Origin of the sequence: Bradyrhizobium sp. LVM 105 (assembly GCF_003957705.1) — a bacterium.
Classification (GTDB): domain Bacteria; phylum Pseudomonadota; class Alphaproteobacteria; order Rhizobiales; family Xanthobacteraceae; genus Bradyrhizobium; species Bradyrhizobium frederickii.
Genome location: NZ_QZMV01000021.1, coordinates 22015 through 37639 on the forward strand (window position 1 = coordinate 22015; position 15625 = coordinate 37639).

18 protein-coding genes are annotated in these 15625 nt (G+C 62.7%); 10 read left to right on the top strand and 8 right to left on the bottom strand.

Annotated features, from left to right (window positions below; translation table 11 throughout):
• Window positions 1-62: 62 nt before the first annotated feature.
• Complete coding sequence (locus tag D6B98_RS34950) at window positions 63-557, bottom strand: hypothetical protein (RefSeq protein WP_164719068.1); 495 nt, start codon at window positions 555-557, stop codon at window positions 63-65.
• A gap of 138 nt (window positions 558-695) precedes the next feature.
• A complete protein-coding gene (locus D6B98_RS34955) occupies window positions 696-1388 on the bottom strand; it encodes an HAD family hydrolase (RefSeq protein ID WP_126261546.1) in 693 nt (230 codons plus the stop codon).
• A gap of 155 nt (window positions 1389-1543) precedes the next feature.
• On the opposite strand from D6B98_RS34955, the gene rpiA reads away from it, so the two are divergent.
• From rpiA to gor, 3 genes are all read left to right on the top strand, one after another.
• Entirely contained in the window at window positions 1544-2257 is a 714-nt protein-coding gene (gene rpiA / locus D6B98_RS34960) for a ribose-5-phosphate isomerase RpiA (RefSeq protein ID WP_126261547.1), read from the top strand.
• 2 nt (window positions 2258-2259) lie between these two features.
• Complete coding sequence (locus tag D6B98_RS34965) at window positions 2260-2799, top strand: DUF2059 domain-containing protein (protein ID WP_126261548.1); 540 nt, start codon at window positions 2260-2262, stop codon at window positions 2797-2799.
• A gap of 146 nt (window positions 2800-2945) precedes the next feature.
• Window positions 2946-4334, top strand: coding sequence for a glutathione-disulfide reductase (gene gor, locus D6B98_RS34970; protein WP_126261549.1), 1389 nt, complete (start codon window positions 2946-2948; stop codon window positions 4332-4334).
• A gap of 291 nt (window positions 4335-4625) precedes the next feature.
• Here the strand turns inward: gor and D6B98_RS40280 are convergent, their stop codons facing one another.
• Both D6B98_RS40280 and D6B98_RS41055 read right to left on the bottom strand, forming a co-directional pair.
• Window positions 4626-4931: a hypothetical protein gene (locus D6B98_RS40280; protein WP_164719070.1), complete on the bottom strand. Its 306-nt coding sequence runs from the start codon at window positions 4929-4931 to the stop codon at window positions 4626-4628.
• 533 nt (window positions 4932-5464) lie between these two features.
• On the bottom strand, window positions 5465-5899 hold the full coding sequence (locus D6B98_RS41055; protein WP_126261551.1) for a hypothetical protein: 435 nt from the start codon (window positions 5897-5899) through the stop codon (window positions 5465-5467).
• Between the two features lie 160 nt (window positions 5900-6059).
• Here D6B98_RS41055 and D6B98_RS34985 point away from each other — a divergent pair, with 160 nt between their 5' ends.
• A complete protein-coding gene (locus tag D6B98_RS34985; RefSeq protein ID WP_245481522.1) occupies window positions 6060-6311 on the top strand; it encodes a hypothetical protein in 252 nt (83 codons plus the stop codon).
• 1139 nt (window positions 6312-7450) lie between these two features.
• Here D6B98_RS34985 and D6B98_RS35000 read toward each other — a convergent pair.
• A complete protein-coding gene (locus D6B98_RS35000; RefSeq protein WP_126261555.1) occupies window positions 7451-8590 on the bottom strand; it encodes a hypothetical protein in 1140 nt (379 codons plus the stop codon).
• Window positions 8591-8966: 376 nt separating this feature from the next.
• On the opposite strand from D6B98_RS35000, the gene D6B98_RS35005 reads away from it, so the two are divergent.
• Entirely contained in the window at window positions 8967-9275 is a 309-nt protein-coding gene (locus tag D6B98_RS35005; protein ID WP_245481523.1) for a hypothetical protein, read from the top strand.
• A 13-nt stretch (window positions 9276-9288) separates the two neighbouring features.
• On the opposite strand, the gene D6B98_RS35010 is transcribed toward D6B98_RS35005, so the two are convergent.
• The 3 genes from D6B98_RS35010 to D6B98_RS35020 all read right to left on the bottom strand — a co-directional run bounded on the left by D6B98_RS35010 (window position 9289) and on the right by D6B98_RS35020 (window position 11612).
• Complete coding sequence (locus D6B98_RS35010) at window positions 9289-9474, bottom strand: hypothetical protein (RefSeq protein ID WP_126261556.1); 186 nt, start codon at window positions 9472-9474, stop codon at window positions 9289-9291.
• A 64-nt stretch (window positions 9475-9538) separates the two neighbouring features.
• Window positions 9539-10768 carry a carboxylate-amine ligase gene (locus tag D6B98_RS35015; protein WP_126261557.1) on the bottom strand — a complete coding sequence of 410 codons (1230 nt, stop codon included), beginning with the start codon at window positions 10766-10768 and terminating at the stop codon, window positions 9539-9541.
• A 16-nt stretch (window positions 10769-10784) separates the two neighbouring features.
• Window positions 10785-11612: a class II glutamine amidotransferase gene (locus tag D6B98_RS35020; RefSeq protein ID WP_126261558.1), complete on the bottom strand. Its 828-nt coding sequence runs from the start codon at window positions 11610-11612 to the stop codon at window positions 10785-10787.
• 527 nt (window positions 11613-12139) lie between these two features.
• Here D6B98_RS35020 and D6B98_RS35025 point away from each other — a divergent pair.
• The 5 genes from D6B98_RS35025 (at window position 12140) to D6B98_RS35045 (ending at window position 15480) form a co-directional block, all read left to right on the top strand.
• Window positions 12140-12913, top strand: a complete 774-nt coding sequence (locus tag D6B98_RS35025; RefSeq protein WP_164719071.1) for a cobalamin B12-binding domain-containing protein — start codon at window positions 12140-12142, stop codon at window positions 12911-12913.
• Between the two features lie 488 nt (window positions 12914-13401).
• Complete coding sequence (locus D6B98_RS35030) at window positions 13402-13875, top strand: tellurite resistance TerB family protein (RefSeq protein ID WP_126261560.1); 474 nt, start codon at window positions 13402-13404, stop codon at window positions 13873-13875.
• A gap of 2 nt (window positions 13876-13877) precedes the next feature.
• A complete protein-coding gene (locus D6B98_RS35035; RefSeq protein WP_126261561.1) occupies window positions 13878-14240 on the top strand; it encodes a hypothetical protein in 363 nt (120 codons plus the stop codon).
• Complete coding sequence (locus D6B98_RS35040; RefSeq protein WP_126261562.1) at window positions 14237-14872, top strand: TerC family protein; 636 nt, start codon at window positions 14237-14239, stop codon at window positions 14870-14872. The genes D6B98_RS35035 and D6B98_RS35040 overlap by 4 nt, the downstream gene beginning before the upstream one ends.
• Before the next feature lie 32 nt (window positions 14873-14904).
• On the top strand, window positions 14905-15480 hold the full coding sequence (locus tag D6B98_RS35045) for a TIGR00645 family protein (protein ID WP_126261563.1): 576 nt from the start codon (window positions 14905-14907) through the stop codon (window positions 15478-15480).
• Window positions 15481-15625: the final 145 nt, after the last annotated feature.

Here is a 15625-nt window from a genome sequence, read left to right on the forward strand (position 1 = left end):
CGGTGCTCGGGACGCAATCTAAGCATCGGACGCGGCGAGGACAATCGGGTGGTATACTTAGATCAGCGCCGGCCGGCGTTCAGATCGGGGAACGGCGAGGCCGCGGCCGGAATCGCTTGAACCGGTGCCGCAGCAGGCGCCGCTGCGGCTGGTTTCGGTTTCCTGGGCCGGTGCGGCTTGCGAACCGGTTTGGGCGGGGTCGCGGGCTGCAGTTCCGCAAACACCGGATCCGGGTCCGTGGTCACTGAGGCCGGGGTGGTGAAATCCCCGGGATTCCTGATCAGATTCACCGGGACGCTTGCCGGCTGGTACTTCGGCAGCGCGAAAGCGACCGTGAAGGGGACGTCGGGAGCTGGAACCGAGACGGAGCAGGGGGTCTTGCAGCCCGGGCCGAGCGATGTCGTGGCGTCCGCGCCCGGGGGATTGGATTCGAGCCGGACCTGGACCGTCGGCGGGGTCGATTTGAACACGTCAAAGGACATCGAGGAGCAGCCGCCAAGGCTGGCCGCTCCCAACAGACTCGCTCCCGCTAGCGCAATCGCGATGACACGACGCATGAACCATCCACTTCTACTGCGACGAACCGCCACATCCCCGGGGCGACCTTAGGAGTGTCGTTTGGGGCAGGCAATTGGCGCGCGGTGCATGGATAATTGATGGTTAACGCAGGGCGTCGCGAGAATAAACGAGTTGTATCAGCCGGTTGCGATGGGTGAAGCCGTCATCAGGCTGCTCGCGGCAGCCGGCAGGTCGCGCATGTGATGGATCAGCCGGTCCGGCTTCAACTCGGCGATCGGCACGTCGGTGTAGCCGAAGCTGACCCCGATCACGGGCACCCCGGCCCGCCTGGCCACCCCGACATCGGTTCCGGCATCACCGACCATGATGCTGGCTTTGACCGCGCCGCCGGCCCGCGCCACCGTTTCCCGGAAGATGGTCGGATCGGGCTTCTGGACGCCAAAAGTGTCGGCGCCGCAGATCGCCGCGAAGCGGCGGCTGAGGTCGAGCTGGTCCAGCAGCCGCTTGGATAGCCATTCCAGCTTGTTGGTGCAGACCGCGAGGCGATGGCCTTGAGCCGAAAACTGGTCGAGCGCGGCCTCGAGCCCCTCGAAGGGGCGGGATTCGACTGCGATATGATCGGCATAATAGGCGATGAAATCGGCGGTCATCCGGTCCATGTCGGCGGGGGTGACGGCGCGGCCCTCCGCTTCCAGCCCCCGCTCGATCAGCTTGCGGGCGCCGGCGCCGATCATGTTGCGGGCCGAGGCCATCGGCACCGGCGGCAGCCCTTCGCGGTCGAGCACGTAGTTCAGCGCGGTGATCAGGTCGGGCGCCGTATCCACAAGCGTGCCGTCGAGATCGAAGACGATAGTGTGAGGGGAGATCATGATCCAAGCGCTACCGGCCCGGTCGCGTCCACGCAAGGGGAGGGCCCATAAGATCACCTTATAGGCCTGTTCCCGCGGGAAAAACGAGGCTACATAGGCCGCCGAAAGCGGCCATGATCGGCGGCACCTTCGAGACTTCAGAGGCAGGCGCAAACGTGAATATGGATCAGTTGAAGCGACAGGCTGCTGCCCGCGCGCTCGAGGAGGTGCGGGACGGCATGCAGCTCGGGCTCGGCACCGGCTCGACCGCCAAGCATTTCGTCGAGCTGCTCGGCGAGCGCGTCGCCGCCGGGCTGAAAGTGATCGGCGTGCCGACCTCCGAGGCGACGCGCCTCGACGCGACGCGTTGCGGCGTGCCGCTGACCACGCTCGATGAGATCGACCATCTCGACATCACGGTCGACGGCGCCGACGAGATCGATCCCGCGCTCAACCTGATCAAGGGCGGCGGCGGGGCGCTGCTGCGCGAGAAGATCGTGGCGGCGGCCTCGGACCGCATGATCGTGATTGCCGACGACAGCAAATGGGTGCCGACCCTCGGCAAGTTTCCGCTGCCGGTCGAGGTCATCCCGTTCGGCCTCGGCGCGACGCGCCGCGCGATCGAGAAGGCATTTGCCGAATGCGGCGTTTCCGGGCAAATGGCGGTCCGCAAGGGCAAGGACGGCCACGTTTTCGTCACCGACGGCGGCCACTGGATCGTCGATGCCCAGCTCGGACGGATCGAGGATCCTGCCAGCCTCGCCAGAGCGTTGAGCGCGATCCCCGGCGTGGTCGAGCATGGATTGTTCATCGGCTTGGCCAGCTCTGCCGTTCTGGCGGGTGGCGAGGGAATCCGCGTGATTGAACGGCGCAAGCCGAAAGGAGACTAGGAATGAAGAGCTTTTTGAAATTCTTGCCAGCCGCGACCCTCGCTGCGGGCCTGGCGCTGGCGGCCGTCCCGGCCGTGGCGCAGCAGGCCCAGAAGGCTCCGGCTGCGCCGGCCCAGCCGAAGGCCTCGCCCGCAGCCGTTGCCGCAGCCAGGGAGATCCTGCAGATCAAGAACGCCAGCGGGATGTATGCCGGCGCCGTGCCCGGCCTCGTCGAGAAGACCAAGAATGCGCTGATCCAGCAGAACCTCAACTACCAGAAGGACCTCAACGAGGTCGCGCCGATCGTGGCCCAGCAGCTCAACGGCCGCCAGAGCGAGATCGGCGAAGGCATGGCGCAGATCTATGCCAGCGAGTTCACCGAGCAGGAGCTGAAGGATCTCGTCACCTTCTACAAGTCGCCGCTGGGCAAGAAGCTGATCGACGCCGAGCCGCGCGCCATCGGGCTCAGCATGAACTTCATGAACTCCTGGGCCCAGACCTTCTCCGAGACCGTGATGGGGGCCTTCCGCGCCGAGATGCGCAAGCGTGGCAAGGACATCTGACAGACACTATCTGACAGGGAATTCCTGAAGCGCGTCATCGCGCTTCAGGTTGTTATTTGAGCATGGGCTTCTCGGAAAACCGCTGCACACTTTGCGCTGGCGCAGCCCTCCGGGTCCGGACCATGCTTTAGAGGTCGGAGTGGACAATGGCTGAATTCGACGTCGACCTCTTCGTCATCGGTGGCGGTTCGGGCGGCGTGCGGGCCGCCCGCATCGCGGCCGGTCACGGCGCGCGCGTGATGATCGCGGAGGAGTACCGCATGGGCGGGACCTGCGTGATCCGCGGCTGCGTGCCGAAGAAGCTGTTCGTGATCGGCTCGCATGTCCGTCACGAGCTCGAGGACGCCGCCGGTTTCGGCTGGACCGTTCCGCCCGCCAGCTTCGACTGGGCGACGCTGATCGCCAACAAGGACAAGGAGATCGCGCGGCTGGAGGCGGCCTACACGGCCAATGTCGAGAAGTCCGGCGCGCAGATCGTCAAGAGCCGCGCGGTGATCGAGGACAAGCACACCGTCCGTCTGCTCGAGAACGACCGCAAGATCACCGCAAGATACATCCTGATCGCCACAGGCGGCGCGCCCAACCACGGTACCGCGATCCCCGGCATCGAGCACGTGATCTCCTCCAACGAGGCGTTCCATCTCGAGAAGCTGCCGAAGCGGATCGTGATCCAGGGCGGCGGCTATATCGCGCTGGAATTCGCCGGCATCTTCGCCGGCTTCGGCTCCGACGTCACCGTGGTCTATCGCGGCGACAACATCCTTCGCGGTTTCGACGAGGATGTCCGCGCCCATGTCCGAGCCGAGATGGAGAAGCAGGGCATCACCATCCTCACCGGCTGCACGGTGGCGAAGGTCGACCGTCACGGCGAGGAGTTCACCACGCATCTGTCGAACGGATCGAGCCTTGCTTCCGACCAGGTGATGTTCGCGATCGGCCGCCATCCGGCGGTGGCCAATCTCGGGCTGGAGAAGGCCGGCGTCGCCATCAATCCTGCGAATGGCGGCATCGCGGTCGACCATTTCTCGAAGAGCTCGGTCGACAGCATCTATGCGATCGGCGACGTCACCCATCGCTTCAACCTGACGCCGGTCGCGATCCGCGAGGGCCATGCCTTCGCCGATACCGTGTTCGGCAAGCGCGAGGTCAGGGTCGATCACGCCAACATCCCGACCGCGGTGTTCTCGCAGCCGGAGGTCGGCACGGTGGGTCTGACCGAAACCGAAGCGCGCGCGCAATTCAGCCACGTCGACATCTACAAGACGACGTTCCGCCCGATCAAGGCGACGATGTCGGGCCGCGACACCCGCGTGCTGATGAAGCTCGTGGTCGACGGCGCGACCGATCGCGTGCTCGGCTGCCACATCGTCGGCGACGCCGCCGCCGAGATCACGCAAGCCGTCGCGATCGCTGTGAAGATGAAGGCGACCAAGGCCGATTTCGACGCGACGATCGCGCTGCATCCGACCGCGGCCGAGGAGCTCGTCACCATGCGCACCCCGACCGCGCGGCACGTCCGCCAGGCGGCGGAGTAGGGGCGCGAGCGGCTCTTGCTTACTCTCCCTTGCGGGGAGGGTGGTTTTGCGGAACGCGAAGCCGGGTGAGGGGTCTCTATCCTCACAGCCCGCAAGCAAAGGCGACGACTACAAGGAAGCCATCGGCCAAGCAACAGCGTCGCTCCGCGAGGAGGCGGGCAAGCATGCCCATGCTTCGCGATGCTGCGGTTCCGTACCTTCGTCCACTCGTCCTGAGGTCATGCGGAGCGCGGTAGTTCCTGATGGGAACATACACACCGATTGAGTGCGGCCTTGCTCAATTGATTTAAATCAAGCGCGCAAGATGAAGGAAGAGAACTGATTGCCACCGGTGCCGCTGGCGAAGCCTTCAGTTCTGAAGACAGCAATCGTCGGCACATTGCTACCCGGGAGGATGCTATGGTTCGATACGGTCTGATCGGTTTTGCGGCCGCGATCCTCGTCGCTGCCAGCCTTGTTCCTGATGATGCATTTGCACGCCGCGGTGGAGGTGGCGGCTTTGGCGGTGGGGCAGGATTTCACGGCGGCGGCATGCGCGCGGGAGGCTTTCATGGCGGCGGGATGAGAGCAGCTCACATTCGGGGCGGCGCCGCTCACGCGGGACGCATTCACGGCGGTCGCGGCTATCGCGTGGCCGGAGGTTCTCGGCCTTCGCATCCAATAGCAGGTCGACCGGGTTATCCAGGTCGTCCAATCGCCGGCCGTCCAGGACGACCGATCGCGGGTTACCCCGGATACGGTGGCGGCTACTATAGACCGGGTTGGGGCTACGGCGCTGCGGCTGCAGGCGCCGCTGCGGCGGCGGGAGCCTACGGATACTACAACAACTACAACAATGGTTGCTACTACAATGCCTACGGCAACTATGTCTGCCCAGGTCAATATCCGTATCAGTATTGAGCCAGGCGAGAGAGCGGGGACGGCGGCGTCCCTCGCTCTCTCGGCGACCGGTCCGGATAAGGTGTAAACGTCTTCGGGGCGCCTTCAAGCTGCTCTTGCGATCGAATTTGCAATCTTTCAATCAGCCTTTGGCGCCGCAGTCCGATTTGATCTGTTCTGCCGCCGATCTCGATCGCGATTTACCCGTCAGTCTTGCCCTGGGCCAGACGACTAAGAAGTTTCTCGCTGGCTCAGGCTGGGCACGAGCGATACATGGCCTGTAGCGGGCTTCCACTAAGAAATATCGTTCGCCGCGTTAACCCGCCACTTTGGTCGATCCAGCGACGCACCGGCCCCGGATACATCGAGTAGATCATGCGGGTCGCGCCGGGGTTTGCCACGGGCCGCCCACGATGCCCAATGTCCCAAGCGGCGTGAAACGCTAACTCTGCACGTGAAGTGACGCAAATCCTGTTGGAGGGCAAGGTCGCCAAGACAATCGTGCAGGCAGATGCGCAGAAACCGTCGATAATTACGTTCTGGCCTGAGGCGCGCAGTCGCTCATACCTATAGATATATTTCCCGATCCGTCCACCGGGATCGTATGCGATCCGCACGGCCGCCTCGCTTGCGCATGATCCAATTAACATGAGCATTGTGATGAGAAGCCCCATCCAGCGTTTCATACCTATCGCCCCAAAGGTCGACTGTTTCCTGTGGTCCATTTTGACAATCGGAACCGCAGGAAATTGATCTACATCAACTAGCAGTAGGACATGAGCGGCTCAGGTCGAGGGGCCAGCTAGCGGTGCTCATCACGTGCGGAGCAAGAGGATGTGGGTCCTGATGTACGTCTTCTCCTACTCAGTCAGCCCGGCCGCCACCAGTGACAAGGCGGAATGGAGGCTCCTCCCAACAGTCGTGTTTCAGGAGTTCACGAGTGAAGAGCGATGCCGGAAGGCCAAGACTACACTTGAAGGCAGCTTGGGTGAGGCAGGAGCCAAGCTTAGAAGCGGTTTGGAAGATTTGAAGAGCCTCGGGAAAGCCGATCCGACGCAGATCATCATTGCATACAACGTCGAATGTCTCCCGAAGTAAACTTCGGCCATGACCGGCCGTCGCAACAGCGAGAGGTGCGAAAGCATTCGGAAAAGCACCGTGTGAGTGTGCCTTGATGCAGCTGAGCGCGGCCACGTGATGGCGTTCGGAAAGAGCCGCCTGGTTAGGAATGGCGGAGGCAACCTTGCGCATGCAGCGCCAGGGCATCAGCAGATGGCATCCGGAACCCGCGCGAATGCGAGCGGATCGATGCTCAGCGAGCGCGAGCCAGCTCTACCTCATGAGGCCGAACGTTCACTTTTGAACTGTTGCCCGCTAAGGTTAGATGTAAGCTTATCGGCGGCCGGGGATGTAATCCGTGCGAGACCGCGTTCACCTAGCGCTCGCCATGTCAGCCGGCATATTCACAATCGCGGCCTTTTCTCTTCTCGCCCTTGGCTTTTGATTTCCAATGGGCGCATCTAAGCCGAACCGGCCGCCCCTTTTGGACGCGATCATTATGCTTTCGAGAGCGATCGATCTCAGTCCGCCAAAATGGGCTTACACTTGGCCTGGGAGAGTGACCCATGCAGACCGCCGAGGAGTGCCGGAAGCTCGCGAGCGACTATCGAAGAACGGCCGAGGAAAATGGAGTGTCACCAAGAAAGGCGAACCTCCTCAGAAACATCGCGAACAGCCTAAGCGGCCTCGCGAGTCAATTCGAACTTCTGACCGCTGTCGCGGCGGAGGAGTCACGAGACACGACACGAGGCAAATGACCGACATTTTGCTCAGCCCTCACTAGAAGCGCTTTCTCAGGCGCTTGGCCGCCGGGAAAACAGACGCGGAGATCGCTGTACGGCTTGGAGGCAGCCGCAAGCAAATCGCCGAACAGCGAGCGCGATTATTGGCGAAGCTCGGAATCACGGCTCAGAGGAGATCGCCGGCACAGCGAAGCGACTTGCGAACTGGAGCACCTACAGAGGCGTTACATAACGCGGGGCATAAAGTATTCTTGTCAAACGGACTGCTGTTGGTCTCCAAGTACTTCAGCGCCAAACGTGCGTGATGCTGGGTCTCTTTGTTGGCGGCTCGAGCAATCTCCTCGATGGCCCAGACCAACGACTGAATAGCCGCTCTCAAATGAGAGCTGCCCGATTCTTGCGTCATAAGACCTCGGGCGTCTAGCTGCGAACTGCCTATCCGTACAGATACCCGACCGGCTTGCCTTCGGTGCGCAGCGGACGGACGTCCTTGTGCGTGATGATCTGACCGGCGAGTGCGTCGATCTCGTCGCGTTGCGTCGGCGTCCAGCTGCGCAGCTCGTTCATGCCCTTGAGCAGGCCGAGGCGGAGCACCTGGGTGTTTTCGCCGACGCCAACGAGGCTGATCGAATCCTTGCCCGCCGTCACTACGTCGCCGGCGGCAAGCTCGAAGCTCTCGCCGGCTCTCTTCCTGAACTCGGCCGTGCCGCGAATGACGCGGTAGATCACGACCTCGCCCTTCGCAAAGCAGGTCGCATCGGCGGCGATCGACGTGCTCTTCGGCAGCAGCGACTGGCCGCGCGGATCGGTTGCGATGATGTGGCCGGTGACGAGATGGCCACTCGGGCCCTCGATGCCGATATCGCGCAGATAAACCGGCATGGCCGATTTGACGGAACCATCGGTGAGCGGCTTGAACAGCGCATCCAGCGCCAGCGGATCCTGCAGCCAGAAGCCGGCACCGGCCGGCCGGTCGTGCAGCTTGTGGCTCCAGGCCACGCGCGGCGTCTCGGCCTCGTCGATCTGGTCCGGACCCACGATAGTCGGATTCGGAAAGGTGGTGGGATCGGTGATGAAGGCTTCGAGGAATTTGCCCGAATAGCCCATCGAGATCGGGTCGGGCACCACTGTCTGCGGCGTCTTCAGGTTCTCTTCGGTCGACAGGCCCGACCAGGTGTAGAACAGCTGGCGATGCACGATCGCGCTTTGCAGCATCACCGCGCCAGGGCCGACATTATAGAAACGCCCGTCATAGTCGAAGGTGAAGGCGCCCGAGGTGACCAGCACGAGCTGAAAGCCGCCGGGCGGAAGATGCAGATGGAAATCGGTGGGACCGGTGTCGGGACGGTAGATCGGCAGATTGGTCGCGACTTCGTGCAGCAGGAAGGTTTCGTTGTTGGCGTGAAAGCCTTCGTTGGCGCGATTGTAGAGCGCTTGCGGACGATACGTCGCCTCGAACTTCGCATTCCGGTCGCGATCGATTGCGACGAAGTCCTGCATGTTGAGGCGAAGCGGCGCGCCATTCGGATGGGTGAGGCCGATCGTCTTGAGACCGCCCGCAGCATGCACGTTCATGACGTTCTCCGCTCTGCGCCGTTGCTTCGCTCGCAACGTCACTGCGAATTTTGGGCCAGTTGGTTGGCGAAGCAGCAAGCGAGCCCGGCGCCGCGATGCGCGCGTACTCGCGCAGGAGAAAATCCGATGGTTGCACGGGACGTTAGATCGATGGCCTGGTCTGATCGTCAGGCGCGGTGCGAGGGGCGCGTGCTTGCGGGGTAGCGAGGGGACCTGTCTAATTTGTCGGCAAGCCTCGCCAGTGCGTGCAGCGGCGTCGGGGGAGAAGCGGCGCGATGCCGGCCTCGGGATGATGAGCGAACGTCGCGACCGGGGAGGCGGCGATTGACAGATTGTTCATGTTTTGTTCTTATGCTGCACCGAGATGGAGGCAGCCATGGACAACCGTATCAGCGAACTTCGCAGAACCATCAGAGCGCTTCGCGTCAGCATGCGCGAAGCCGAGGCGATCATGCACGAGCAGATCAACCGCGCCGAGGACTGCAGCTTCGTGGCGCAGGAAGTGATCAAGATGCGCTCGGTCATGGGCCTGCTCGCAAAGGAGCGGATCGCGCTCGGCGATCACGAGCCGATCCTCGTGAACAATGTCTTCATCCCGCGGCGCCGCCCGGCGCGGAAGCCGGTCGCGGCGCCTTCCCCGGCCGCCGGGTCCGTGTTCCGTCCGCGCCTGGTGGCGAGGGCTTGACGCGGAGGGCGCCTCAATCGAAGGCGCGAGGCGCGGCCCGATCCGGCTTGCCGGCCGGGCTGTCCGCCCACTTTGCCATCTCCATGGTCCGCGCGTCGACGCCCTCGCACCAGAAGCAGCTTGGCCGCGCGCGGCCGTTCTCGGACAGGATCGGAACCAGGCTGTGGCCGCAACCGGCGCACCAGGCGATGTCAGTCATGCATTCCCCCACGGCGTACCAAATTCAGAAATGACGTTTCTCGTCCGCGAAGCTTGTGCGGGCGCTATGACGGCGCTGGAGTCCTGCGCCCGATCGGTGCGCTCGTTCCCGAGATCGTCGATGTAGCGATCCATCGTGACACGGCTGCGATGTCGTCGCCGTTTTCGCGATAGGCGCGAAGCTGGAATTCGGCCGAGCTGCCGCGGTCCACAATGACGCGGCAATGCTCGATCTCGGCGGCGCACCCCAGGAGGTCCGCGTCCTCGGCCGTGGCGTCGATGATTCGGGAGAGCAGCTCCGAGATCGTGACCGGTCCGTCCCGGGAGGCAAAGATGCAATCGGTTCCGTAGCGCTGCGCCCGCCATTTATTCTCCACCGCGATGGCACGCTCGACCGCCGTGACCTCCTTGGACAAATGAGGCCGCAGATAGAGGTGGCGCGTCAGGCAGCGATAGAGCGAGGCGATGGCAACAGCATCGTCGACGAAGGTGCAGGTGTCGGGCGCACGAAGCTCGAGCGTCGGGTGCCGCATCGAAGGACGCATCGCCCACCAGATGTGGCTCTCGTCGGGAATGACGCCGGAGCGCTGCAAGGCGCCGAGATATTCGTCGTAGTCCCGCCGGCTCTCGAACAGTTCGGGCAGGCCGGTGCGCGGCAGCTCGGAATAGGCGGCGAGGCGGTAGCCTTTCAGCCCGGTCTTGTGCGAATCCCAGAACGGAGAGGATGCCGACAACGCGATGAACAGCGGCAGGTGCGGCAGCATCGCCCGCATCACCGCCATGCGCCTCTCGGGATCCGGCAACTGAACATGCACGTGCATGCCGCACATCATGTTGCGATGGCCGATGCTGCGCAGATCCTCGATCATCTCCTCGTAGCGCGGCTTCGGGCTCGGCTGCGACATGCGCCAGACCGCCGTCGGGTGGGTGCCGCAGGCCATGATCACGAAGCCATATTGCGCGGCGACGTTCGCCACTTCGCGCCGCAGGAAGCGCAGCTCTTCGCGGGCGTCGTTGACGTCGACGTGAACGTTGGTGGCGACCTCGAGCTGGGATTGCAGCATCTCCCGCATGGCCTGACCGCCGGTCGACCAGTTTGCCGATTCGAACAGTTCGTTGGGAGTCTGGATCGCGACCTCGAAGCTGCGGCGGTCGGCCAGGAAATACTCCTCCTCGATGCCGAAGGAATATTCCGCCGCCTTGCCGCCGCCGCCAGCGGAACGAATGACGAGGTGCTGCTTGTCGTCGGAGGAATCCAGTCGAAGAAGTTTTACAACGTCTGAAGCAAAGGTCATGTCCCACCCGGCAGTGTCACCTCCGGGAACTAATCCTTCTGGCAGGGGCGGGTTCCGTCTCGGCTCCACTGCAAATTGTCGCGTCGAAGGGAACAATCTTCACGCTCTCCGATGCACGCGCGATCAGCGCGTGGTTTGGCGGCACTTCGCTCCAGTCCGCTTCCTTGTCGAACGGCTCGGAGACGACGATGACCTGGCCGCCGTCCTCACGGAAATAGAGTGTGTTCGCGGCGTCGTTGACCGCGACGCGGAAGGCGTAGAGATCCTTGCCGTTGGCGATCGCACTGGTGAAGCGCAACCGTTCGCGCAAGTGGCCTTCATTGACGAGGCCGACGAGAGCCTGCAGCACGCGCTGCGTCGCGCGGAGCGGATCGCTGTCGAGGCCGGCGCCCATCATCGCCAGGAACACGGCTTCCGAATCGGTCGTGCCGAGTCGCGAAGGGTAATAGTCGTTGGGAATCAGCGCCTCGACCTTGCGCCGCAGCCGATTCCAGCTTCCGACGAATCCGTTGTGCATGAACATCCAGTGGCCGCAGGCAAAGGGATGGCAATTCTGTCGCGTCACCGCCGTGCCGGTGGCGGCGCGCACATGGGCAAAGAACAAGTGCGAGCGCAGATGCCGGCAGAGGTAGCGCAAATTTTCGTCCGACCACGCCGGGCGCGTCTCGCGATAGAGCCCGGGCTCGGGATGCTCGCCGTACCAGCCGAGACCAAAGCCGTCGCCGTTCGAGCCCGCCGTCGATTGCAGCGAGCGGATGCTCTGCGCGACCAAGGAATGCTCGGGTTCGGTGACATAGGGCTCGAACGACGTCGTCTCGCCCCGGTATGCGATCCAGCGGCACATGGGTGTATCCTGTCGGGAGATGCCGTGATGTGCGGTAACTCATTGGCCTGCATGATAGTTCCTGGCCGCAGCTGGTCGTCGTGTTCGGAAAGGACGCGCATTTCGCGTGGCATCTTGAGCGTTCATTCACCCTGCGGAGTTGCAACACGCATACGCGGGCGCGGATTCATGAACGTCGGCTCAATGCAAGGCGGAAGGCCGCGACTTGAGCGTGATCTGCGGCTTGTGACCCGAAGCGGTCATCTCAGTTCCGGATTCATCCAGCAGTCTGAGGTCACCCTTGGCTAGGTCCTATCGAGAGGGGCTGGTGCGTCGGTCGATTCCCGCTCAACTACAAGGAGCGCAAAAAGCGCAAGGGATCCGGGTGTTCACTTTTGAACTTGCCGGGGGTTGCCGAGGTGATTTGAATTAGTCTTTGACTGAGACGTCACGAAGAAAGATGCTGCGGATTAAAAAAAGGAATTGCCCGAGCCAAATCAGCCCGAAACCATCGCAGCCACTAGCAAAGTTGGGAGGTGCTAACGCTAATGCTGAAGTGGTGCTCCTACTGTCAGAAATTTCAAGGCGAAACCTTTCCCTTTGAAGATTTGTCCGTCACTTACGGACTCTGCCGGAGGTGCGAGTCAGAGCACCCGGATATATTCGCAAGCGATGTCGTCCAGCACTCCGAGCTTCTCCGCCGTGTTTACAATTCGCTCTACGAGGCAGGGCGACGGAATGATATTCGTTTGGCTCAGCAGCTTGTTGAGGAAGCGATCGCCGCTAACTTCAAGCCCGTTGATATCGTCCTCGGAGTTTTGGCCCCGCTGCTCTACAAGATCGGCGAACAGTGGCATTCCGGCACCATCACCGTCGCCGACGAACACGAGTTCACTGCCTTTAGCGAGCGCGTCATCGAATTGATCGAAGGAAGCATGCAACGGGGTAGGACACGACGTCGAAAAGGCGCACCCCGGTACTTTCTCATGAATGCGCCCGGCAATACTCATACTCTGGCCGTCCGCATTCTTGCTCTTTGGTTGGAAAGTCACAGCATCTGTACACCAACTGTCGTCGACCATCTCGATTTGCATGAACTAGCTCAGCAAATCATCGCAGTTGCCCCCAAAGCGCTGTTGATTTCGATGGCTTTGCCCCAACAACTCACCGGTGTGACGGCTATCTCCGCTCTTGTCAGAGAATTGCCGGGCGGCGCTCGTCCGAAGGTCATAGTCGGCGGATATGCGATCAAATCAGGCCTGGTGAGGTTTGTGCCTGGCGCTGAGCTGGCTACCGACATCAACTTGCTGAGCACTTCCTGATTAGAGGACTTCCGCTTCTGGCCCTTAACGGACAGCCGGGACGAACCGGTCATGTCCGGTCTTGAAGGTTCCACGGACCCTACCTCCGCGCCGGCTGATCGGATTTGTGAGTCCGTCGATCGCCGAGTAGTCATTCTTCGAGGCTCGGATTGCGATGCCAATGCATCGCAGACCTGACGCCTCGGCTGACGGGTTTGGAAAAGTGTCGTTCGCCTCGGCCCGTTCCCAAAGAGATGGAACCGATGCGGCGGCTGGTCGCAGTCATCTTGCCTTGATTCCGACAGAGCCACCTATATTTCTGGTACGAACAAGAATCCGGGCCCCTCTGGCGAGGACGCCGACAATGTCGGCAAACCTCGTGATGTCGGATGACCTGTCCCGCGCGAATGCGATGGATTGGCCGATCGTCGGGCCCTTGATGTTCTCTCCGACTCCATCGTCCCCATCGCAGCTCCGTGCGGCCATTTCGCAAGACTAAGGGAGCAACGATGTCTGACGCCAAGCATTCAAATCCCATCGAGATCGAGATCGCGGAGCCGTCCAGCCTGAACGAGCAGGCCGCGGCCGCACTGGTGATTGCCGGCGCGCTCGTCGCCGTGGCCGACCGGCGGGTTTCGCCGGTCGAGCGCGACGAGGTGATCCGGTTCATCAGGGATCGCGGCCTGGCGCCGCATCTCGACGACGACAGGCTGTTTGCAATGTTCGACGCACTTGCCGAGCGGCTGGAGGAGCCGGATTTCGCCAATGTCGTGATCGACACGCTGCGGCCGGTCTCGGACATGCCGTTGTCGTCACATTTGATGGAACTGTCGCAGCGGGTTGCGGCCGCCGACCAGGACGTCCATCCCCACGAAGTGCAGGCGATCAAATTGTTGCGCTTGCTGACGCTGGCGCTGCCGCGCGCGAAGCCGATCCCGTCGGGTCGGGGGCGCACCGAACCGCAATTGGCCACAGAGGAGTAAGCATGAGCGCTGCATCGAGCGAGCGTACGCGTGAGGCCGCGGGTCCCGCCAGCGAGCTGGCGGGCGGTGACCCGCGCCTCGACAAGCTCGTCGATCGACTGCCGCCGCGCATGGGTGATGCCGTCACCTATCTGCTCAAACCGTCGAGCCGCTGGGTCAGAATCCCCTCGGGCGCGCTGCTCGTTGCTGGCGGTGTGCTATCCGTCCTGCCGTTGCTCGGCATCTGGATGTTGCCGCTGGGACTCGCGCTGCTTGCCGAGGACGTGCCTGCGCTGCGCTCCTCCCGTTCGAAGGTCTTCGACTGGATCGAACGCCGCAAGCCACACTGGCTCGATCCGTCCATAGCGAAGAATGATCAATCATGATTGAATTCATCACGCCCGAGGCGCTGACTGCGCTCTTTCAAGTTGTCCTGATCGACCTCGTTCTCGCCGGCGACAACGCCGTCGTCATTGGCCTCGCCGCGGCGGGACTGCCGACCGAGCAGCGCCGCCGCGCCATCATCGTCGGCATCGCTGCCGCCACTGTACTGCGCATCGCCTTTGCCGGCGTCGCCACCCAGCTGTTGCAGGTCATCGGCCTGTTGCTTGCCGGCGGCGTGCTGCTGCTCTGGGTGTGCTGGAAGATGTGGCGCGAACTGCGCGAGCAGTCGCATGCGGGGCAACTCGCGTTCAATCATGGCGGCGGCGCCGACGCCGAGCCCGCACAGCGAAAGACCTTCGGCCAGGCCGCGGTGCAGATCGTCGCGGCCGACGTCTCGATGTCGCTCGACAACGTGCTCGCGGTCGCGGGCGCCGCGCGCGAGCACCCCTACATCCTCATTTTCGGCCTGTTGCTCTCGGTCGCGATGATGGGCGTCGCCGCCGATCTGCTCGGCCGCGTGCTCCAGAAGCATCGCTGGGTCGCCTATGTCGGCCTTGCCATCATCATTTACGTCGCCTTCGAGATGATCTATCGGGGTTCGCTCGAGCTCGCGCCTGTCGTCGCGAATCTCTGAGACGCAGGCCCGTTCGCAATCCGGAGTGATCAATGACGTCCGAACCCAAAGCACCTTCGGCGCCGCTGCCGCCGGTCGGGCTGCTTCCGAAGCTGATCTTCGGCTCACGCTGGCTGCAATTGCCGCTCTATGTCGGCCTCATCGTCGCCCAGGCCGTCTATGTGCTGCTGTTCCTGAAGGAGCTCTGGCACCTGGTCCTGCACTCGTTTGACGCCAGCGAGCAGCAGATCATGCTGGTCGTGCTCGGGCTGATCGACGTGGTCATGATCTCGAACCTGCTGATCATGGTGATCGTCGGCGGCTACGAGACCTTCGTCTCCCGCCTGAACCTGAGCGGGCATCCGGACGAGCCGGAATGGCTCGGTCACGTCAATGCCAGCGTGCTCAAGATCAAGCTGGCGATGGCGATCATCGGCATTTCCTCGATCTCGCTGCTCAGAACCTTCATCGAAGCCGGCAATCTCGGCACCACGCGCAGCAACTTCACCGAGACCGGCGTGATGTGGCAGGTGCTGATCCACCTGACCTTCATCATCTCCGCGATCGGCATCGCCTGGGTCGATCGTCTCAGCGAGAGCGGCCATCGCGAGAAGGCCGCCCACGACTGACGGACCTGGCCGCCTGAAGCCTCCCGAGCGGCCAGTCAAGGCGCCCGCCTGATCGTCCGATCCGGCGGGCTCTTTGTTGCAAGATCGATAAAATCGTCTGCAATCCGTTCAGCGGCGGCAAACCCTGCGGACAACAAGCCCGGCG